Origin of the sequence: Pseudomonas sp. MF5691, from assembly GCF_016405645.1 — a bacterium.
In the GTDB taxonomy this organism is placed as follows: domain Bacteria; phylum Pseudomonadota; class Gammaproteobacteria; order Pseudomonadales; family Pseudomonadaceae; genus Aquipseudomonas; species Aquipseudomonas shahriarae.
This window is the reverse complement of sequence record NZ_JAEKDC010000009.1, coordinates 204,402-224,326: the sequence shown is the minus strand read 5'-3', so window position 1 is coordinate 224,326 and position 19,925 is coordinate 204,402. Positions and strand designations below refer to the sequence as shown.

Below are 19,925 nucleotides of genomic sequence, written 5' to 3'. Positions count from 1 at the left end.
CCCAGTCACTCTTTCTGGCGGCTGACCCACCGCTATCGCAGGCAAGCCAGCTCCCACATTTGATTTGTGGCGGTACCAAAAATCTCTGCCCCAGTGAGCCCCCTGTGGGAGCGGGCTTGCCCGCGATAGCTATCTAACTATCAACGCTTCTCTAGCTTTTGGGGTAACGGCGCAAACAGCGCCTCGATATCCTCGTTGCCCAGCTTCCAGTCGCCCGTGGTGCGGCCATCCAGCACCCCCGCTGCCAGGTCTGACTTTTCTTGCTGCAGCGCCTGGATCTTCTCTTCCACGGTGCCCCGGGCAATCATCTTGTACACAAACACTGGCTTTTCCTGGCCGATGCGATACGCACGGTCAGTCGCCTGGTTTTCCGTGGCCGGGTTCCACCAGGGGTCGTAGTGGATCACGGTATCGGCTTCGGTCAGGTTAAGCCCCACGCCGCCCGCCTTGAGGCTGATCAGGAAGATCTGCAGCTTGCCACTCTGGAAGTCCTTGACCGGCGTGCGTCGGTCGCGGGTCTGGCCGGTCAGCAAGGCGTAGGCGACCCCGCGTTTTTTCAGCTCGAGCTCAATCAGGCTGAGCATCGAGGTGAACTGCGAGAACAGCAGGATCCTGCGCCCTTCGGCAAACAGTTCCTCGAGCATCTCCATCAGGCTGTCGAGCTTGCCGGAACTGCTGCCGCGTGCGGGCAGGGTGGCGTCGTTTACCAGGCGCAGATCGCAACAGACCTGGCGCAGCTTGAGCAGCGCTTCCAGAATGATGATCTGGCTGCGGGCCACGCCCTTGCGGGTGATCTCGTCGCGCACCTTCTTGTCCATGGCCAGGCGCATGGTTTCGTACACATCGCGCTGGGCTTCATTGAGATCGACCCAGTGAATGATCTCGGTCTTGGGCGGCAATTCAGTAGCCACCTGTTCCTTGGTACGGCGCAACAGGAACGGCTTGATCCGACCGTTGAGGTGTTGCAATCGCACGTCGCTGCCGCGTTTTTCGATGGGCACGCGGTAGTCACGGTTGAAGCTTTTTACATCGCCCAACCAACCCGGCAGCAGGAAGTGGAACAGCGACCACAGCTCGCCCAGGTGGTTTTCCAGGGGCGTGCCGCTCAGGCACAGGCGTTGGCGTGCATTCAGCTCGCGGGCGGCCTGGGCGGCCTTGCTGGTGGGGTTCTTGATGTACTGGGCTTCGTCGAGGATCAGCACATGCAGTGGCTGCACGGCCAGTTGTTCGATGTCTTTGGGCAGCAGGGCGTAGGTGGTCAGCAGCAGGTCGTAATCCTGCAACTGGGCGAAGTGTTTCTTGCGCCCGGCACCGTACAGTGCCAGCACCTTGAGCTGCGGGGTGAAGTGCGCCGCTTCGTCGAGCCAGTTGGGGATCAGGCTGGTAGGCATCACCACCATGCACGGCCGGTCCAGGCGCCCGGCGATTTTTTCGCTGAGAATATGCGCCAGGGTCTGCAGGGTTTTGCCCAGGCCCATGTCATCCGCGAGAATCCCGCCCACTTCCAGTTGGCGCAGGGACTGCATCCAGCTCAGGCCTTCGAGCTGGTAGGGGCGCAACGTGGCGTTGAGGCCCTCGGGGGCGGCGCAGGTGAAGTCCTTGATGTCGCGCAGGCGCTGGGCAAAGTTGCGGATCTGCTCGCCACCTTCCCATTGCAGCGGCAGGTCTTCCAGCGGGTTGAGGCGAATCGCGTCGGCCTTGGCCAGGCGCAAGGCGGTGGTGCCAGGCTCCTGCAGGTAGAACTCACCGAGGGTCGCCAGCACCGGTTTGAGCCGGCCGTAGGGCAGGGCGACTTGCAGCGGGCCGTGGCCACCGTTGGGCAGGCCGGGGATGTTCACCAGGATCAGTTCGTCGTCGCGGCGGCGCGCGAGCTTTTCCGGGTTGAGGATTTCGGTGTGGGAGCGCATCAGGTTCAGCAGGATCGGCAGCAGGCTCAGCCGTTCGCCGTTGACGATAATTCCCAACTCCAGGTCGAACCAGTCGCGCTCCGGCACTTCATCGACGCTGGCGTACCAGTCCTCGACCGGGCTCAGGTCGAAGCCGAAATCCTCGTCGATCTGCAGTTCCCAACCGGCAGCCCGCAGGCTTGGGGAGGCGTTGAGGGTGAAGTTCAGCCAGGCGCTGTCATTGACCATCTCAAACAGCTCGCCGGCGCTTTCCGGCAGGGCCTTGCTCTGGCGGGTGGCGATCTTGAAGCCCAGCAGGCGCAGGTGCTCGCGAAAGCCTTGCTCCACCTCGGGATGGCGCTTGATCCGCAGGCTCTGGGTTTCCTGGCGGACAACGATGTCGGCGTTTTTCTGGCCGCTGACATAGTTGCCCTGGTAATTGAATGACAGCGCCGCCCGGTGCTGGATATAGCGCTGCATCTTGCCGTTGCGTGGCTCAAAGGCGCTGAACTCGATGCTGGCCAGCCACAGCCGGGGAATCGGCTGCACATCCTCGAGCACCACTTGCGGCAGGACCACGCGGTTATCCAGCACGGCCTGCAGTTTCTCCAGCAGCTCGGCATCCTTGGCCGCCGCCGGGTAGGCCAGGGTTTCCTGGACCTGCAGCAGCACGGCCGCGATGTGTTTGCAATTGGTGTGCACGGGGCAGGTGCAACGGCTGTCCACCAGGATCAGGGTGCCTTTGGCCGATTCGCGCAGGGAGATGGTCTGGCGATACACATTGCCGCCCGAGCCTTCGCAACTGGCGATGATGGTGCTGTCGCCGGACTCGACAATCCTTACGCGGTTTTCCAGGGCGTAGCGCCGGCCGCGCTCCAGGCTTTGTTCCTTGAAGCGGTTGGCCCAGGACGGAGCCAGGGGTTTGGTCAGCGACGACGTCAGGGGCATGGCGCTGGATCAATCCGCCAGGCCGGGCGGCGGCGCGCTCGGTGGCTTGGCGGTAAGGGAGGTGATCTTGATCAGCAGGGCCAGGTGGCCAGCGTCCAGGTAATTGAGCTGGTTGTTCTTGGTGCGCACGTCCGGCTGGCTCAAGTGTTCGCTGGCAATCACGCTGCCGTTGTTGTCGAACTGGTTGAGCCAGAAGCTGGCGTCAATACGGGTAAAACGCCCCAATTGCAGGTCCAGTGTGCCCTGGATGGGGTATTGGCCAAACTGTTCCTGGCCGTCGGTGATTTTCACCTTCACCGGCTGCTCGCCCAGGTTCTGCTCCCAGGCTTTGTGCAGCAGCACGGTGTAGTCGCCATTGGCCTGGAGTTTCTCGACGATATTGTTCAGGCGCGGCGGGCTGATTTTCTCGATCCCTTGGCGTGGCGCCCCGGCGGCCCAGTCTTCCGGGGCCGGCCGACTATTGATCAGCGGCTCTGCATTCTGGCGGATCAGGATCATTTCCACCTGGTAGAGGCTGTCGGCAAACGCCGAAGGTGCGACTACCACCAACAACAGGCTCAGGATACGAAGCAGGCGCATGGGGCGTCCTTCAAGCAGGTTTCGGGATGAGGCGCTCAAACAGCGCCTCCAATGTATTAAAGCGCTCTTCTGCACGTTCCATCGGCACCATGAACTTGAACAGCGTAGCGCCTTCGAATTTGTAGCGGTTGGGCTGGCCCTGGATCAACTTGATCAGTACCAGCGGGTCTACCGGCGTCTGCGCTTCGAACTCGATACGCCCGCCCTGCGGCCCGGCGTCGACCTTCTTGATCCCCAGTTGCTCGGCCTGCAATTTGAGCAGGGTCAGGCGCACCAGGTTCTTGGTCGGCTCCGGCAACAGGCCGAAGCGGTCGATCATCTCCACTTGCAGGTCCTTGAGACCTTCTTCGTCAGTGGCCGAGGCGATGCGCTTGTACAGGATCAGGCGTGCATGCACATCCGGCAGGTAGTCCTCGGGAATCAATGCCGGCAGACGCAGGTTGATTTCCGGCCCGCCGCCCAGGGGCTGGTCGAGGTTCGGTTGTTCGCCCTTGCGGATGGCCTTCACCGCGCGCTCAAGCATTTCCATATAGAGGGTAAAGCCCACGGCCTGGATCTGCCCGCTCTGGCCGTCGCCCAGCAGTTCGCCGGCGCCACGGATTTCCAGGTCGTTGGTGGCCAGCACAAAGCCCGCACCCAGGTCCTGGGTGTTGGCGATGGCTTCCAGGCGCTTTTCCGCATCGCCGGTAATTTGCTGGCGCGGTGGTGTCAGCAGGTAGGCGTAGGCCTGGTGGTGACTGCGGCCGACCCGGCCACGCAACTGATGCAACTGCGCCAGGCCGAACTTGTCGGCGCGCTCGATGATAATGGTGTTGGCGCTCGGCACGTCGATGCCGGTCTCGATAATGGTCGAGGCGATCAGCACGTTGAAGCGCTTGTGGTAGAAGTCGCTCATCACCTGTTCGAGTTCACGTTCGCGCATCTGCCCGTGGCCGATGCCGATCCGCGCTTCCGGCACCAGTTCGGCGAGGTCGGCGGCGCATTTCTCGATGGTTTTCACATCGTTGTGCAGGTAGTAGACCTGGCCGCCGCGCAGCAACTCGCGCAGCAGGGCTTCCTTGATCGTGCTGTTGTTCTGCTCCATGACGAAGGTGCGCACCGACAGGCGTCGTGCCGGCGGCGTGGCGATGATCGACAGGTCGCGCATGCCCGACACCGCCATGTTCAGCGTGCGCGGGATCGGTGTGGCGGTCAGGGTCAGGATATCGACCTCGCTGCGCAGGGCCTTGAGCTGCTCCTTCTGGCGTACGCCAAAGCGGTGCTCTTCGTCGATGATCACCAGGCCCAGGTTCTTGATCTTCACATCGTCCGACAGCAGCTTGTGGGTACCGATCACGATGTCGATCTTGCCTTCGGCCAGGTCGGCCACGGCTGCGTTGACTTCCTTGGCGGACTTGAAGCGGCTCATCACCTCTACGGTCACCGGCCAATCGGCAAAGCGGTCGCGAAAACTGTTGTAGTGCTGCTGGGCGAGCAGGGTGGTCGGCACCAGGATTGCCACCTGGCGGCCGCCATGCACCGCGATAAACGCGGCGCGCATCGCCACTTCGGTCTTGCCAAAGCCCACGTCACCGCAGACCAGGCGGTCCATGGGCTTGGGCGCGAGCATATCGGCGCGCACGGCGTCGATGGTGGTTTGCTGGTCCGGGGTTTCTTCGAAGGCGAAGCCGGCGCTGAACGTGGCGTAGTCGGCCTTCGGGTCGGCGAACGCATAGCCTTCGCGGGCCGCGCGGCGAGCATAGATGTCCAGCAGTTCGGCGGCTACGTCGCGCACCTGCTCGGCGGCCTTGCGCTTGGCCTTCTGCCAGGTCTCGGAACCCAGGCGGTGCAACGGCGCCAGGGCGTCGTCGCTGCCTGTGTAGCGCGCGATCAGGTGCAGGTTGGCCACTGGCACATAGAGCTTGGCGCCCTCGGCGTATTCCATGGTGAGGAATTCGGCTGCCTGGTTGTCGATCTCCAGGGTCTGCAGGCCCAGGTAGCGTCCCACGCCGTGGTCGATATGCACCACCGGCGCGCCTTCGCGCAGTTCGGTGAGGTTCTTGATCACCGCGTCGTTGTTGGCGTCGGCACGTTTTTCCCGGCGCCGGCGCTGCATCACGCGTTGGCCGAACAGCGGGCTCTCGGCAATCAGTGCCAGGGCCGGATCATCCAGTTGCAGGCCTTCGTTCAGCGGCGCAATGGTGATCGCCAGGCGGTCCTTGCCGGCGACAAAGTCCGGCCAGCTGTCGACGGTTTTTGGTCGCAGCTTCAGACGTTCCAGCAACTCCAGTAGCACTTCGCGGCGCCCGGCGGATTCGGCGGTAAACAGCACGCGGCCGGGGAAGTCGCCGAGGAAGTCGGACAACGCTTGCAGCGGCTGGCTGGCCTTGGCCTCGATGGCCAGGTTGGGCAGGGTTTGGGCGGGGAAGCGTTCGCGGCCGACGCCGGCTTCCACATCCTGTTGGCTGGCGACCACCCGTGGCCAGTTCTTCAGGCGGGCGAAGCAGTCCTCTACCGGCAGGAACAGCTCGGCAGGCGGCAATAAAGGCCGGGATGGATCGACGCGGCGTTCTTCATAACGGTTGCGTACGTCGTTCCAGAAGTTTTCCGCCGCCTGTTCGATGCCCGGCAGCGAGAACACCTGAGTGTCCTGGGGCAGGTAATCGAACAGGGTCGAGGTTTCGTCGAAGAACAGCGGCAGGTAGTACTCGATACCGGCGGGGGTAATCCCGCTGCTCAAGTCCTGGAAGATCGGGCAACGACGGAAGTCCACGTCAAAGCGTTCGCGAAAGCGCGCCTTGAAGCGTGTGACGGCGTCTTTTTGCAGGGGGAATTCCCTGGCCGGCAGCAGCTTGATCGACTGTACTTTGTCGATGGAGCGCTGGTTTTCCGGGTCGAAGGTGCGCAGGGTCTCGATTTCGTCGTCGAACAGGTCGATGCGGTAGGGCAGTTTGCTGCCCATCGGGAACAGGTCGATCAGCGCGCCACGCACGGCGAACTCGCCATGCTCGTACACCGTATCGACGCAGCGGTAGCCGCTGGCTTCCAGGCGCGTGCGCATCTGCTCCACGTCGAGTTTCTGGCCGATATCCAGCACCAGGCTGCTGCCCAGCAGGAACTTGGTCGGCGCCAGGCGGTGCAGGGCCGTGGTGATCGGCACCACCAGCACACCGTGGGCCAGTTCCGGCAAGCGGTACAGGCTGGCGATGCGCTGGGAGATGATGTCCTGGTGCGGCGAGAACAAGTCGTAGGGCAGGGTTTCCCAGTCCGGGAAATGCAGCACCGGCAAATCGGGGGCAAAGAAACTCAGCTCCTGCTCCAACCGTTCGGCGCTTTGGCTGTCGGCGGTCAATAGCAGGGTAAAGCGCTTGGCTGCACTGGCAGCCTCGGCAATGGCCAGGCTCAGGGCGGCACCGGGCAGATTGCTCCAATGCTGTTTACCTGCCTCGGCAGGGAGTAGCGGTAGACGCAGGACGGGCACGGACGTTTGAGCTCCAGCGTTGCGACAAAGTCGGTAATTGTAACGGCCCGGAGTGCCGCCTGTCAGTTGCTGACTGTGCCTATTACGGTTTGTAGGAAATGTAGTGGCTAAGACAAACAATGCGCGGTTTTGACTCAAAATGTAGTGCCAAAATGTACGTATGTTTCGGAGGGTTACGGACAAGTGGCCCGACGCTTTCACCAGGGGGTGCGCTGGAAGCCGCGTATTTACTGGCCTGTAGCGCGGCGAAAATTATGTGCAAGGGCTTTTGTTGCGTGGCGCGCATTGCTCCGGGGGCGGTCGGGCGGCATAATGTAGCCCCTTTTTTCAGCCCCTACATGTGGAAGGTTCCCGTGACTCAGAAGCCCGACCAGTGTCTTGGTGAATGGATCGACCGTGAAGCACTCGCAGAAGCGATGATCCCGCTTATCGGTCAGCTGTACCGCAATAACAATGTGGTGAGCTCGATCTATGGCCGCAGCCTGATCAACCAATCAGTCATCGCGATTCTCAAGGCTCATCGCTTTGCTCGCCATCGTTCTTCGGACGATAGCGAACTCTCCGTCCACGAAACATTCCCTCTGCTTAAAGCCATGAGCGAGCTCAAGCTCGGCGCGGCTTCGGTGGACCTGGGCAAGTTGGCGTTCAAATTCCGCGCTCAAGGCAATGGCCGCAGCGCCGAGCAGTTCGTGCGTGAAGAACTGGCCGACGTGGTTGGCCAGCAAAACGCCGCATCCCGTAAAGGCACCGACGTGGTGTTGTACGGCTTCGGTCGTATCGGCCGTCTGCTGGCACGCATCCTGATCGAAAAAACCGGCGGTGGCGACGGCCTGCGCCTGCGGGCCATTGTCGTGCGCAAAGGCGCCGAAAATGACCTGACCAAGCGCGCCAGCCTCTTGCGCCGCGACTCGGTACACGGTTCGTTCAATGGCACCATCACCGTTGACGAAGAAAACAACACCATCACCGCCAACGGTAACCTGATCCAGGTGATCTACGCGAAGAACCCGACCGAGGTGGATTACACCCAGTACGGCATCCAGAACGCCTTGCTGGTGGACAACACCGGCGTATGGCGTGATGCCGACGGCCTGGGCCAGCACCTGGCCTGCCCGGGTATCGACCGCGTTGTGTTGACGGCGCCTGGCAAGGGCAAGCTGAAGAACATCGTTCACGGCATCAACCACAACGAAATCACCGCTGACGACAAGATCGTGTCCGCCGCTTCCTGCACCACCAACGCCATCGTGCCGGTGCTCAAGGCTGTGAATGACAAGTTCGGCATCATCAACGGTCACGTCGAAACCGTTCACTCGTACACCAACGACCAGAACCTGATCGACAACTTCCACAAGGGCGATCGCCGTGGCCGTAGCGCCGCGCTGAACATGGTGATCACCGAGACCGGTGCTGCCACCGCTGCTGCCAAGGCCCTGCCTGAGCTGGCCGGCAAGCTGACCGGTAACGCGATCCGTGTACCCACGCCGAACGTGTCGATGGCCATTCTCAACCTCAACCTTGAGAAAGCCGCCACCCGTGAAGAGATGAACGAGTACCTGCGCTACATGGCGCTGCACTCCGATCTGCATAAGCAAATCGACTTCGTCAATTCCCAGGAAGTGGTGTCCACCGACTTCGTTGGCTCGCGCCACGCCGGTGTGGTCGATGCTGAAGCGACCATCACCCAGGATAACCGCGTTGTACTGTACGTCTGGTACGACAACGAGTTCGGTTACAGCTGCCAGGTGGTGCGCGTGATGGAAGACATGGCTGGGGTCAACCCGCCAGCGTTTCCGCGCTAAGCGTTAGCGGTAAATGAAAAAGCCCCGACTGGTTCGGGGCTTTTTTGTGGCTGGGGGGTTTGTGTTGGGTGTGAAGGCCTCATCGCGGGCAAGCCCGCTCCCACAGTTTGATTTGCGAATACATTCAAATGTGTGGGCGGGCTTGTCGGGCCGCCGCATCGCCGCGATAGCGATCTATCAGGCCCCACCGACTACCGAAGCCTGCGCAGTGCGCAGTTCGTGCCGATTCCCCTTGAACAGCACCAGGGTCGCCACCAGCCCCAGCACCGCCGCGCCACTGAGCCAGATCCCCGGCGCAGCCTTGTTATCCAGCACATGGATCAGGTAGGTACAGGCGGCCGGGGTAAAGCCGCCAAAGGTTGCGGTCGCCAGGCTGTAGGCCAATGAAAAGCCTGTGGTGCGTACTTCCACTGGCATGATTTCGGTCAGCGCAACGACCATGGCGCCGTTGTACGAGCCGTACAGGAATGACAGCCATAACTCGACGAGCAGCAGGTGGCTGAAGCTCGGATTGGCCACCAGCCATGACAGGGCCGGGTACGCCGTGAGGATTGCCAGAATAGTCGCCCCCAGCAGCAAGGGCTTGCGACCCACCTTGTCAGACACCGCGCCCATCACGGGTAGCCAAAAGAAGTTCGACAGACCGATGCACACGGTCACCAGCAACGCATCCAGGTCCGACAGGTGCAGCTCGGCCTTGCCGAAGGTCGGTGTGTAGGCGGTGATCAGGTAGAACGACACGGTCGTCATCACCACCAGCGCCATACCTGCCAGGACGATGCCGAAATTCTGGCCGATGGAGCGGATGATTTCCTGCAGGGTAGGGCGATGTTTACGTGCCTGGAATTCCGGGGTTTCCTCCAGGGAGCGGCGAATCACGAAGATCACCGGCACGATCAGGCAGCCGATCAGGAACGGCACGCGCCAGCCCCATTCACCCATTTCCTCGGGGCTCAGCCAGTGGTTCAGGCCCACGCCCAGCAGGCCGGCGAAGACCACGGCGGCTTGTTGGCTGGCGGACTGCCAACTGACGAAGAAACCTTTACGTCCCGGCGTGGCGATCTCCGCCAGGTACACCGAGACCCCGCCCAGTTCGACACCTGCGGAGAAGCCTTGCAGCAATCGGCCAAACAGCACGATCAGCGGCGCGGCCACCCCGAGGGTGGCGTAGCCGGGCACGCAGGCGATCAGCACGGTGCCGGCGGCCATCATGGCCAGGGTGATCACCAGGCCTTTTTTACGGCCATGGCGGTCGATGTAGGCACCGAGGAAAATTGCCCCCAGCGGACGCATCAGGAACCCGGCACCGAAGGTCGCCAGGGACAACATCAGGGACGCGAAGGCGCTGTCGGCAGGGAAGAAGGTCTTGGCAATGGCCGTGGCGTAGAAGCCGTAGACCATGAAGTCGAACATTTCGAGAAAGTTACCGCTGACAACGCGAAAGATCGCCTTGCCTTTGCCCGTGGTGTTGGACATGTCATTTACTCAACTGGCTATCTTGTTGGAAATCCCTGGTCGTCGTTCTTCCTTGCTGCAAGGTCTGGGCGCTGGCTGGCGCCCAAGAGTTTTGTAACCATATGTGTATCCGTGTGGGCGAGCAACAAAAACCGTTAGCAAGCTGGCTATTTGTCATGAAGCAACCCGCGTCAGGCGACGACATGCCGCATAATGGCCAGCCCCGGAAATGTGCTTGAGTGCGGCTTCATTGGGTTTTCAGCAGCGATAAGGTTGTGTGGCTTATGGGCGGTTTGCGATGCGCGATGGTGGGTGCTGTGTTGGCGATCTTGGCGGGCTGCGGCGGCGATGAGCCCCTGGAGGCGTTTGGCGGCCCGACCATGGGCAGCACTTATTCAATCAAATATGTCCGTACCCCCGGGAAGCCGGCGGCCAATGATGTGCAGCCGCAGGTCGAGCGCATCCTTGCCGAGGTCGACCGACAGCTGTCGACCTATCGCAGCGATTCCGATATCGAGGGCTTCAATGACTTGCCGGCCAACCGCTGCCAGCCGATGCCCGAGTCGATCCTGCAGTTGGTACGCACGGGCGAGCAGCTGTCCCAGGCCAGTGGCGGCGCTTTTGACCTGACCGTCGAGCCACTGCTCAACCTGTGGGGCTTCGGACCTCAGGCGCGGCAGGTAAAAGTCCCGGATCCCATGACGCTGGCCTTGGCGCGCCAGCGCGTCGGTCATCAGCACTTGCGCATCGACGGTCACCAGTTGTGCAAGGACGCGGCGGTGCAAGTGGACTTCAACAGCATCGCCGCCGGCTACACGGTGGACCGGATCGCCGAGCGGCTAGGGCAGTTGGGCATTCACCGGTATCTGGTCGAAGTGACTGGCGAGCTCAAGGCTGCCGGGCGCAAACCCGATGGCACGCCCTGGCGTGTGGCCCTGGAGGAGCCCCGCGATGACCGGCAGGTGGCTGAGCGCGTGATCGTGGTGGACGGCTTCGGCGTGTCTACTTCAGGTGACTATCGCAATTATTTCCAGCAGGATGGTCGCCGCTATTCCCACACCCTCGATGCCCGTAGCGGGGCGCCGATCACCCATCACCTGGCGTCGGTCACGGTACTGGAGCCTTCGGCGCTTATGGCGGACGGCTTGTCGACCTTGCTCCTGGTACTGGGGCCCGACGAGGGCTGGGACTATGCAGAAAAACAGCGGATCGCGGCATTTTTTGTGATGCGTGAGGGGGATGCTTTCGTCACACGCAGCAACAAAGCGTTCGAACAACTGACGGCGGTCAAGCCGTAATCAATACTGTGTAGTAAAGGCAAAACTGGCCTACGACGCGACCAAGGGTTAATGTGCGCGGCGTTGAGCCTTATATAGACTGTGCCCCGGCTCACACACCTGAGCCTATTTGATCCTTCATGACCGCTGGCCGCGGCATGATTTAGCCAGGCGCCCAACCGTGCGTCCTGGCCTGTTCTGAGGAGTACGCATGGCTGTCTACAACTACGACGTGGTGGTACTGGGTTCCGGCCCAGCTGGAGAAGGTGCGGCGATGAACGCCGCCAAAGCAGGACGCAAGGTGGCGATGGTCGATAGCCGTCGTCAGGTCGGCGGTAACTGCACCCACCTGGGCACCATCCCGTCCAAGGCCTTGCGTCACTCGGTGCGCCAGATCATGCAGTTCAACACCAACCCGATGTTCCGGGCCATTGGTGAGCCGCGCTGGTTCTCGTTCCCGGATGTACTGAAAAGCGCCGAGAAAGTCATTTCCAAACAAGTCGCCTCGCGTACCGGCTACTACGCCCGTAACCGCGTCGACCTGTTCTTCGGCACCGGCAGCTTCGCCGACGAGCAAACCGTCGAAGTGGTCTGCGCCAATGGCGTGGTCGAGAAGCTGGTGGCCAAGCACATCATCATCGCCACCGGTTCGCGTCCGTATCGCCCGGCCGATATCGACTTCCACCACCCGCGTATCTACGATAGCGACACGATCCTCAGCCTGGGCCACACCCCGCGCAAACTGATCATCTACGGCGCCGGCGTGATCGGCTGTGAATACGCCTCGATCTTCAGCGGCCTGGGTGTACTGGTGGAGCTGGTGGACAACCGTGACCAGTTGCTGAGCTTCCTCGACTCGGAAATTTCCCAGGCGTTGAGCTATCACTTCAGCAACAACAACATCACCGTGCGCCACAACGAGGAATACGACCGCGTTGAAGGCCTGGACAACGGTGTGATCCTGCACCTCAAGTCCGGCAAGAAGATCAAGGCCGATGCCTTGCTCTGGTGCAACGGCCGTACGGGTAACACCGACAAGCTGGGCATGGAAAACATCGGGGTCAAGGTCAACAGCCGTGGCCAGATCGAGGTGGATGAGAACTACCGCACCTGCGTCACCAATATCTATGGTGCCGGCGATGTGATCGGCTGGCCGAGCCTGGCCAGTGCCGCCCACGACCAGGGCCGTTCGGCGGCTGGCAGCATTGTCGACAACGGCAGCTGGCGCTACGTCAACGATGTGCCGACCGGGATCTACACCATTCCCGAGATCAGCTCCATCGGCAAGAACGAGCACGAGTTGACCAAGGCCAAGGTGCCTTACGAAGTGGGCAAGGCGTTCTTCAAGAGCATGGCGCGTGCGCAGATCGCCGGCGAGCCGCAAGGCATGCTGAAGATCCTGTTCCACCGCGAGACCCTGGAAGTGCTCGGCGTGCATTGCTTCGGCTACCAGGCCTCGGAGATCGTGCACATTGGCCAGGCGATCATGAGCCAGCCAGGTGATCTCAATACCCTTAAGTATTTTGTGAACACCACGTTCAACTACCCGACCATGGCTGAAGCCTATCGGGTAGCGGCCTACGACGGCCTTAACCGGCTTTTTTGAGCGGCTCCGGCCGGTGGCCTGAGCCGGCCGGGGAGACCGATTTCAGTAATTCCCGAGAGTGGCAGTGGCCAAACCGGGAAAGTCTGTAATCAGGCTATCTACGCCGAAGTCGGCGAGCCTGCGCATCAGTGCAGGTTCGTTGACTGTCCACACGGACACGTGCAAGCCCTGGCGCTGGGCTTTTTCCAGTCGCTCGGGAGTGCACAACGTCCAGTTCAACGCCAAATACTCACAGCCATAGTTCTGCGCGACCTTCAGCGGGTCGAGCCAGGCGTATTCGGCCACCAGTCCACGGGACAGGTCCGGCGTCAGCTCCAGGGCGGCTTTCAACACTTCCCGCGAGCTTGAAGTCACGGTGACCTTGTCCAGCAGGCCAAAGCGCTGGGCCATTTCCCGGATCGCCAGCACGGTGGTCGCGGCGCGGGTGCGCGAGGCGCTTTTGACTTCCAGTTGCCAGTGGTCGAAGTCGCACTGCTCAAACAGTTCTTCCAGGCGCGGGATCGGGCAAGGGGTGACCCAGCCTGGGCCGCCTTTGCGTGCGTCCATCTTCACCAGGTCGGCGGCGACGTACTCCACCACCTTGCCGCGTCGGTCTGCGGTGCGCTTCAAGGTCGGGTCGTGGATCACCATCAACTCGCCGTCCATGGACAGGTGCAAGTCCAGTTCGCAACGGCGCACGCCGTGCTTGAGGCATTGCTGGAAGCTGGTCAGGGTGTTTTCCGGTGCTTCGCCTTTAGCGCCGCGGTGGCCATAAATCAGGGTCACAGTTGCTCCTTTTCGCCAGGTGTCTGGCTGGATAAATACGAAATCAGGTGTCTTGGCCGTCGCTTTGTTCCCGGGCCAGGCGCCGTTCCTGGGCCTGTTTTTGCAAAATATAGCGAGCCAGCAACTGGCGCTGGGCGTCAGTCATGGATTCGAATTCGGTACCGATGTCAAAACTGTCGCCCTTGGGATCGCAATGGGTGACCTTGGCCCGCAACAGCAGGCCCAGCGCCTGGGGCATCAGCACCAGCTTGACCGCCAGGTGGCTGCCGGGCGCGAGTGCCGTGGGGTGTTGGAAGTCGATGCCACCTTCGGAAATGATCACCGGCTGCGGCGCGCCGATCTCGCCCAGCAGGCTTTGCGCCATGACCTGGCTGAGCAAATCCATGCGTTTGTTCTGCACTTTGAGGAAGGCGGCGAGGGTGCGGTCGCGCTCGCCGAGCTGGCGCAGCAGGTGTTGGGACTCGAATTCGCTCAGGTGCAGTTCACTGAGCAGGTTGAACAGCGGGGAATCATCCAGCAACACTTCCTTGCTCGCCGCTTGCGGGGCCGACAGGCTTTTGATTTGGAGTGCGATCATGTCGTCGATACGGTAGTATTCGCGGCGATCTTCTTCATCTAATGTCGTCATGGCGAACCCCAGGTAACGGTAATGGTCTGAGTGTAAAGCTGCTTACCAGACCCCGCCACCGGGACGTCTTCTTTTCCTCCGAACAAGCCCCGACATGTTCAGACCTCTCTTCGTATTTATCGGCACGCGTTATACCCGTGCAAAGCGTCGCAATCATTTTGTGTCGTTCATTTCCCTGACCTCCATGATCGGACTCGCCCTGGGCGTCGTCGTAATGATCGTGGTGCTATCGGTGATGAATGGCTTCGATCATGAGATGCGCACCCGCGTGCTGGGCATGGTGCCCCACGCGACCATCGAGTCCGGCGAGCCCCTGGGCGACTGGCAAGGCCTGGCCGACAAGGTCAAGCAGAACCCCAAGGTGCTGGCTGTCGCGCCATTTACCCAGATGCAGGGGCTGTTGACCAACAATGGCAAGGTGCAGAAAGTCCTGCTCAATGCCATCGACCCGGCACAGGAGCGCAAGGTCTCGATCATTGATCAGTTCATGCAGCAGGGCCAGCTCGATGCCCTGTCGCCTGGCAGCTTCGGGATCGTGATCGGCGACCGCGCGGCGGCGAAGCTCGGCGTGGCCATTGGCGACAAGCTGACCTTCGTCGCCCCGGAAGTCACCGTGACCCCGGCGGGCATGTTCCCGCGCATGAAGCGCTTTACCGTGGTTGGCATCTTTCATGTCGGCGCCGGCGAAATCGACGGCTTCCTCGGCCTGACCAACCTTACCGACCTGGCCCGCCTGCATCGCTGGAAGCCGGACCAGGTGCAGGGCCTGCGCCTGAAGTTCAACGACCTGTTCGAGGCGCCACGCGGGGCCTGGGAAATCGCCCAGCATCTGGGTGAAAGCCAGTACTACGCCCGTGACTGGACCCGTACCCACGGCAACCTGTACCAGGCGATCCGCATGGAAAAGGCCATGATTGGCCTGTTGCTGTTGCTGATTGTCGCGGTGGCCGCCTTCAACATCATCTCCACCCTGGTGATGGTGGTGAACGACAAGAAGGGCGATATCGCCATCCTGCGCACCCTGGGCGCCACGCCGGGGCAGATCATGGCGATCTTTATGGTCCAGGGCACGGTGATCGGCGTGGTCGGCACCTTGATCGGTACGGCCGTGGGGATCTTCGCCGCGCTGAACGTCAGTGCTGCCATCGCCGGCGTCGAAACCCTGATCGGCCACAAGTTTCTCAACGCCGACGTCTACTTCATCGACTATTTGCCGTCCCAGGTGCAGAGCCAGGATGTGTTGATGGTCGGCGGCGCCGCGTTGGTCCTGAGTTTCCTTGCCACCCTATATCCAGCCTGGCGCGCGGCACGTACCCAGCCGGCGCAGGCTTTACGTTATGAGTGAATCGGGCATGAGTGAAAAAGCAATCCTGAGCTGCCGCAACCTGGGCAAATCCTACGAGGAAGGCCCGGAATCGGTAGTGGTGCTGTCCAACCTGCAACTGGAACTGCATCCGGGCGAGCGCGTGGCGATCGTCGGCAGTTCCGGCTCCGGCAAAAGTACCTTGCTCAACCTGCTGGGCGGCCTTGATACGCCGTCCCAGGGCAGCGTATGGCTGGCCGGTGAAGAACTCTCGGCGTTGAACGAGAAGGCCCGTGGCCAGTTGCGCAACCGCTCCCTGGGCTTTGTGTACCAGTTCCACCACTTGCTGCCAGAGTTCACTGCCCTGGAAAACGTGTGCATGCCGCTGTTGATCGGCAAGACCGCGATCCCGGAGGCGCGTCAGCGTGCTACGGCGCTGCTGGAGCGCGTCGGCCTGGGGCATCGCCTGGAGCATAAGCCGGCAGAGCTGTCTGGCGGCGAGCGCCAGCGTGTGGCGATTGCCCGTGCCCTGGTGAACAACCCAGGCCTGGTGATGCTCGATGAGCCGACCGGCAACCTCGATTCCCACACTGCCCAGGGCATCAAGGACTTGATGCTGGAGCTGAGCACCCAGATGCGCACCGCGTTCCTGGTGGTGACCCATGACATGAGCATGGCCCGGCAGATGGACCGTGTGTTGCACCTGCAGGAAGGTCATCTGGTCGCCATCTGACCTGTTTCAGCCCGGGCATTCGTGCCTGGGTTTTCTATTTTTTCAACGGTGCCCGCGAATGTTCAGACCGTTATCGATTTTTATCGGCACGCGCTATACCCGCGCCAAGCGCCGCAACCGTTTTGTCTCGTTTATCTCGATGACCTCGATGATCGGCCTCGCCCTGGGCGTGCTGGCGATGATCGTGGTGTTGTCGGTGATGAATGGCTTCCAGCGGGAAATGAGCTCGCGCATTCTGGGCATGGTGCCGCATGCCACCATCGTCGGCGTCAACCCGATCAGCGACTGGCAGCCCGTGGCCGCCGCCGCTCTGAAAAACCCCGAAGTGACCGCCGCCGTGCCGTTTACCGAGATGGAAGGCATGCTGTCCTATAAGGGCTCGATGCAGCCGATCCAGATCAGCGGGATCGACCCGGCCCAGGAAGGCAAGGTGTCGATCGTCACCCAGCATATCGTCCAGGGCAACCTGGAAAACCTGCAGCCGGGTGAGTTCGGCGTGGTGATCGGTGAAATCACCGCGCGCCGTTTCCGCTTGAATGTGGGGGACAAGCTGACCTTGATCGTCCCGGAAATCAGCACTGCGCCCGGCGGCATCACCCCGCGTATGCAGCGTTTGAACGTGGTGGGGGTGTTCAAGGTGGGTGCCGAGCTGGATGGCTCGATGGCGCTGATCCACGTCGCCGATGCCGCGCAAATGCTGCATTGGCAGCCGAACCAGGTGCAAAGCGTGCGCCTGGCGGTCAAAGATCTGTACGCGGCGCCGAAAGTGTCGGCGGACATTGCCGGCAGCCTGGGCGCCGCCTACAAGGCCGATGACTGGACCCACACCCAGGGCAGCCTGTTCAGTGCAATGAAGATGGAAAAGACCATGATCGGCCTGCTGTTGCTGATGATCGTCGCCGTCGCCGCGTTCAATATCATCGCCACGCTGATCATGGTGGTGAACGACAAGGGCGCGGACATCGCGATCCTGCGCACCATCGGCGCCACGCCACGGCAGATCATGGCGATCTTCATGGTCCAGGGCACGGTGATCGGTATCGTCGGCACCCTGATTGGCGGCGTGCTGGGAGTGATTGCCGCGCTCAACGTCAGTGAGCTGGTGGGCTGGATGGAGCGCGTGACCGGGCAGCATATCTTCAGTTCGGACGTGTACTTTGTCAGCAACCTGCCTTCGGAGCTGCAAGGTGGCGATGTGTTGCTGATTTGCGGCGCGGGGTTTGTGTTGAGCTTTCTGGCGACGATCTACCCGGCGTATCGGGCGGCGAAGATTGAGCCGGCGCATGCCCTGAGATATTCGTAGGTCTTGAGATCGCTATCGCAGGCAAGCCAGCTCCCACATTTGACGGTGTTCGCAAATCAACATGTGGGAGCGGGCTTGCCCGCGATGAGGCCCGCCCAGCTTGCCTCAAACCCCCTGCTGCAGCTCAATCACAAACCGCGTCCACCCCGGTTGTGACTCACAGAAAATCCTCCCCCCGTGTGCCTGCACAATCGACTGGGTAATCGCCAACCCTAGCCCAGCATGCTCACTGCTGCCTTCATGGCGTGCCGGATCCACGCGGTAGAACCGGTCAAACAGCTTGGGCAGTAATCCCTGGGGAATCCCGGTGCCGGTGTTTTCCACGCTCAGCGTCACGCCCTGGGCGTTTTCGCTGATCCTCACCCGTACTTCGCCGCCCGGCGGGGTAAAGCGCACAGCGTTGTCCAATAGATTGGAACAAGCACGGCGCAGCATGCTGCGGTCACCGACGGTACTGGCGCTGCCGTCGCGCAGCAGGTTGACCTGGGCGTCCTCGGCCAACGGCGCGAAGAACTCCAGCAAGGCATCCACCTCGTCGGCCAGGGCCAGGGGCTCGCGCCTGGGGTTCAGCAAGCCGTGATCGGCCTTGGCCAGGTACAGCATGTCATTGACCAGTTGGGCCATCCATTGCAGCTCTTCCAGATTGCTGTGCAGCGCTTCGCGGTAGTCCTCCAGCGGCCGGGGCTGGGTGAGGATCACCTGGGTCTGGGTCAGCAGGTTGGATAGCGGCGTGCGCAGCTCGTGGGCGATATCGGCAGAGAACGCCGACAGCCGCTGGAACGCGTCGTCGAGGCGGCTGAACATGGCGTTGAAGGCCTGGGCCAGTTCCGCCAGTTCGGCGGGCATCTGTTCTTCGGGCAGGCGCTGGGTCAGGGAGTGGGCGCGCACGCGGCTGGCCACTTCAGTCATTCGCCGCAACGGACGCAACCCGCTGCGTGCGGCCCAGGCGCCGAGAAGCGCGGTGGCCAGGGCGGACAGGCCAACCGTCAGCCAGATCAGGTGCTGCATGCGCTGCAGAAAGTGTTGGTGATGGGTGATGTCCAGCATCAGGACCAACTGCGCGGAGCCGGGCTGCTCGGGATTCAACGGCGCGTTGTACACCCGGTAGCTGGTGCCGGCGCTTTGCAGGCTGTGCAGGCCGGGCGCAGTGGGCAGGTCATTTGGGATGCGCAGCGCGCTGTCAAACCAGCGCTGGCCGTCGGCGGCATTGATGCGCACCGACAGGTCGGGTTGATGGCTCAGCTCGTCTTTCAATGCGGCGATGCGTGGGGCGAACAGCGCCGGGGTGTCGGCGCCTTGCAGGGCGCTGCGCAGGGTCATCAGCTTGCTGTCGAGCAATTGCTGGTCCAGCTCGAGGAAGTGTTTCTCGCTGGCCTGGTTGAACAACACGCCCGCCAGCAGCGAGACCACGGCGGTGCAGCCGGCAAACAACAGGGCCAGGCGGCTGGCCAGGGACAGGCGCTTGATCAACTGAACCGCTCCTCCAGCACATAACCCATGCCGCGCACGGTGTGGATCAGCTTGTTGGGAAAGCTGTCATCTATCTTCAGGCGCAGGCGGCGGATAGCCACTTCGATGATATTGGTGTCGCTGTCGAAGTTCATGTCCCAGACCTGGGAGGCAATCAACGACTTGGGCAGCACTTCGCCCTGGCGGCGCAGGAGCAGCTCCAGCAGGGCGAACTCCTTGGCGGTCAGGTCGATGCGCTGGCCGCTGCGATCCACGCGTCGGCGGATCAGGTCCAGGCGCAGGTCGGCCAGGTGCAGGCTGGTTTCCTGGGGGGTGCTGCTGCCTCGGCGTAACAGGCTGCGCACCCGGGCCAACAGCTCAGAGAACGCGAATGGCTTGACCAGATAGTCGTCGGCCCCCAGCTCGAGGCCGTGGACCCGATCTTCGACCGCATCCCGCGCAGTCAGGAACAACACCGGAATCTCCAGGCCGGCGCTGCGCACCGCCTGCAGGATCTGCCAGCCGGTGCGGCCAGGGAGCATCACGTCGAGGATCAGCAAATCGTAGTCGCCCGTCAGCGCCAGGTGCTGGCCGGTGGTGCCGTCGGCCACCAGTTCGGTATTGAACCCGGCTTCGGCCAGGCCCTGGCGCAGGTAGTGGCCGGTTTTGGGTTGGTCTTCGACGATCAGCAGTTTCATAGGCAACTCATGGCAACGGGTAGCAGCAGGCTT

Annotated in this window: 14 protein-coding genes; 6 read left to right on the top strand and 8 right to left on the bottom strand. The window is 61.9% G+C overall.

Annotation, left to right across the window (positions count from 1 at the left end; translation table 11 throughout):
• Positions 1 to 140: 140 nt before the first annotated feature.
• From JFT44_RS15660 to mfd, 3 genes are read right to left on the bottom strand one after another with little or no spacing between them, the layout of a single operon-like run.
• Positions 141 to 2,834, bottom strand: coding sequence for a DEAD/DEAH box helicase (locus JFT44_RS15660; protein ID WP_198830890.1), 2,694 nt, complete (start codon positions 2,832 to 2,834; stop codon positions 141 to 143).
• Positions 2,835 to 2,843: 9 nt separating this feature from the next.
• A complete protein-coding gene (locus JFT44_RS15655) occupies positions 2,844 to 3,413 on the bottom strand; it encodes a CsiV family protein (RefSeq protein WP_057438527.1) in 570 nt (189 codons plus the stop codon).
• A 10-nt stretch (positions 3,414 to 3,423) separates the two neighbouring features.
• A complete protein-coding gene (mfd, locus tag JFT44_RS15650) occupies positions 3,424 to 6,873 on the bottom strand; it encodes a transcription-repair coupling factor (protein WP_198830889.1) in 3,450 nt (1,149 codons plus the stop codon).
• A gap of 338 nt (positions 6,874 to 7,211) precedes the next feature.
• Between mfd and JFT44_RS15645 the strand changes: the two genes are divergently transcribed.
• Positions 7,212 to 8,675, top strand: a complete 1,464-nt coding sequence (locus JFT44_RS15645) for a glyceraldehyde-3-phosphate dehydrogenase (RefSeq protein WP_057960296.1) — start codon at positions 7,212 to 7,214, stop codon at positions 8,673 to 8,675.
• A gap of 177 nt (positions 8,676 to 8,852) precedes the next feature.
• Here the strand turns inward: JFT44_RS15645 and JFT44_RS15640 are convergent, their stop codons facing one another.
• Positions 8,853 to 10,151 (bottom strand): MFS transporter, encoded by a 1,299-nt coding sequence (locus JFT44_RS15640; protein ID WP_057960295.1) that lies wholly within the window; start codon positions 10,149 to 10,151, stop codon positions 8,853 to 8,855.
• A gap of 263 nt (positions 10,152 to 10,414) precedes the next feature.
• Here JFT44_RS15640 and JFT44_RS15635 point away from each other — a divergent pair, with 263 nt between their 5' ends.
• Positions 10,415 to 11,428, top strand: coding sequence for an FAD:protein FMN transferase (locus JFT44_RS15635; protein WP_198830888.1), 1,014 nt, complete (start codon positions 10,415 to 10,417; stop codon positions 11,426 to 11,428).
• Between the two features lie 190 nt (positions 11,429 to 11,618).
• Positions 11,619 to 13,013 (top strand): Si-specific NAD(P)(+) transhydrogenase, encoded by a 1,395-nt coding sequence (sthA, locus tag JFT44_RS15630; RefSeq protein ID WP_057438530.1) that lies wholly within the window; start codon positions 11,619 to 11,621, stop codon positions 13,011 to 13,013.
• A 42-nt stretch (positions 13,014 to 13,055) separates the two neighbouring features.
• Here the strand turns inward: sthA and JFT44_RS15625 are convergent, their stop codons facing one another.
• Positions 13,056 to 13,778: a glycerophosphodiester phosphodiesterase gene (locus JFT44_RS15625; RefSeq protein WP_057438531.1), complete on the bottom strand. Its 723-nt coding sequence runs from the start codon at positions 13,776 to 13,778 to the stop codon at positions 13,056 to 13,058.
• A 43-nt stretch (positions 13,779 to 13,821) separates the two neighbouring features.
• On the bottom strand, positions 13,822 to 14,406 hold the full coding sequence (locus tag JFT44_RS15620) for a PilZ domain-containing protein (RefSeq protein WP_120733795.1): 585 nt from the start codon (positions 14,404 to 14,406) through the stop codon (positions 13,822 to 13,824).
• 94 nt (positions 14,407 to 14,500) lie between these two features.
• Here JFT44_RS15620 and JFT44_RS15615 point away from each other — a divergent pair, with 94 nt between their 5' ends.
• The 3 genes from JFT44_RS15615 to JFT44_RS15605 are packed head-to-tail and all read left to right on the top strand — an operon-like array spanning position 14,501 to position 17,745.
• Positions 14,501 to 15,751 carry a lipoprotein-releasing ABC transporter permease subunit gene (locus JFT44_RS15615; RefSeq protein WP_057438533.1) on the top strand — a complete coding sequence of 417 codons (1,251 nt, stop codon included), beginning with the start codon at positions 14,501 to 14,503 and terminating at the stop codon, positions 15,749 to 15,751.
• 7 nt (positions 15,752 to 15,758) lie between these two features.
• Positions 15,759 to 16,442 (top strand): lipoprotein-releasing ABC transporter ATP-binding protein LolD, encoded by a 684-nt coding sequence (gene lolD / locus JFT44_RS15610; protein WP_019818240.1) that lies wholly within the window; start codon positions 15,759 to 15,761, stop codon positions 16,440 to 16,442.
• 58 nt (positions 16,443 to 16,500) lie between these two features.
• The gene (locus JFT44_RS15605; protein ID WP_198830887.1) at positions 16,501 to 17,745 is read left to right on the top strand and encodes a lipoprotein-releasing ABC transporter permease subunit; all 1,245 of its coding nucleotides are present in this window, start codon (positions 16,501 to 16,503) and stop codon (positions 17,743 to 17,745) included.
• A 105-nt stretch (positions 17,746 to 17,850) separates the two neighbouring features.
• On the opposite strand, the gene JFT44_RS15600 is transcribed toward JFT44_RS15605, so the two are convergent.
• Entirely contained in the window at positions 17,851 to 19,215 is a 1,365-nt protein-coding gene (locus JFT44_RS15600) for a heavy metal sensor histidine kinase (protein WP_198830886.1), read from the bottom strand.
• Positions 19,212 to 19,892: a heavy metal response regulator transcription factor gene (locus tag JFT44_RS15595; protein WP_057438535.1), complete on the bottom strand. Its 681-nt coding sequence runs from the start codon at positions 19,890 to 19,892 to the stop codon at positions 19,212 to 19,214. The genes JFT44_RS15600 and JFT44_RS15595 overlap by 4 nt, the downstream gene beginning before the upstream one ends.
• Positions 19,893 to 19,925 lie beyond the last annotated feature (33 nt).

Coding starts and splice junctions, on each gene's coding strand:
- JFT44_RS15660 (WP_198830890.1), bottom strand. CDS start 2,834: ATGCCCCTGACGTCGTCGCTGACCAAACCCCTGGCTCCGTCCTGGGCC.
- JFT44_RS15655 (WP_057438527.1), bottom strand. CDS start 3,413: ATGCGCCTGCTTCGTATCCTGAGCCTGTTGTTGGTGGTAGTCGCACCT.
- JFT44_RS15645 (WP_057960296.1), top strand. CDS start 7,212: ATGTGGAAGGTTCCCGTGACTCAGAAGCCCGACCAGTGTCTTGGTGAA.
- JFT44_RS15640 (WP_057960295.1), bottom strand. CDS start 10,151: ATGTCCAACACCACGGGCAAAGGCAAGGCGATCTTTCGCGTTGTCAGC.
- JFT44_RS15635 (WP_198830888.1), top strand. CDS start 10,415: ATGGGCGGTTTGCGATGCGCGATGGTGGGTGCTGTGTTGGCGATCTTG.
- sthA (WP_057438530.1), top strand. CDS start 11,619: ATGGCTGTCTACAACTACGACGTGGTGGTACTGGGTTCCGGCCCAGCT.
- JFT44_RS15620 (WP_120733795.1), bottom strand. CDS start 14,406: ATGACGACATTAGATGAAGAAGATCGCCGCGAATACTACCGTATCGAC.
- JFT44_RS15615 (WP_057438533.1), top strand. CDS start 14,501: ATGTTCAGACCTCTCTTCGTATTTATCGGCACGCGTTATACCCGTGCA.
- lolD (WP_019818240.1), top strand. CDS start 15,759: ATGAGTGAAAAAGCAATCCTGAGCTGCCGCAACCTGGGCAAATCCTAC.
- JFT44_RS15605 (WP_198830887.1), top strand. CDS start 16,501: ATGTTCAGACCGTTATCGATTTTTATCGGCACGCGCTATACCCGCGCC.
- JFT44_RS15595 (WP_057438535.1), bottom strand. CDS start 19,892: ATGAAACTGCTGATCGTCGAAGACCAACCCAAAACCGGCCACTACCTG.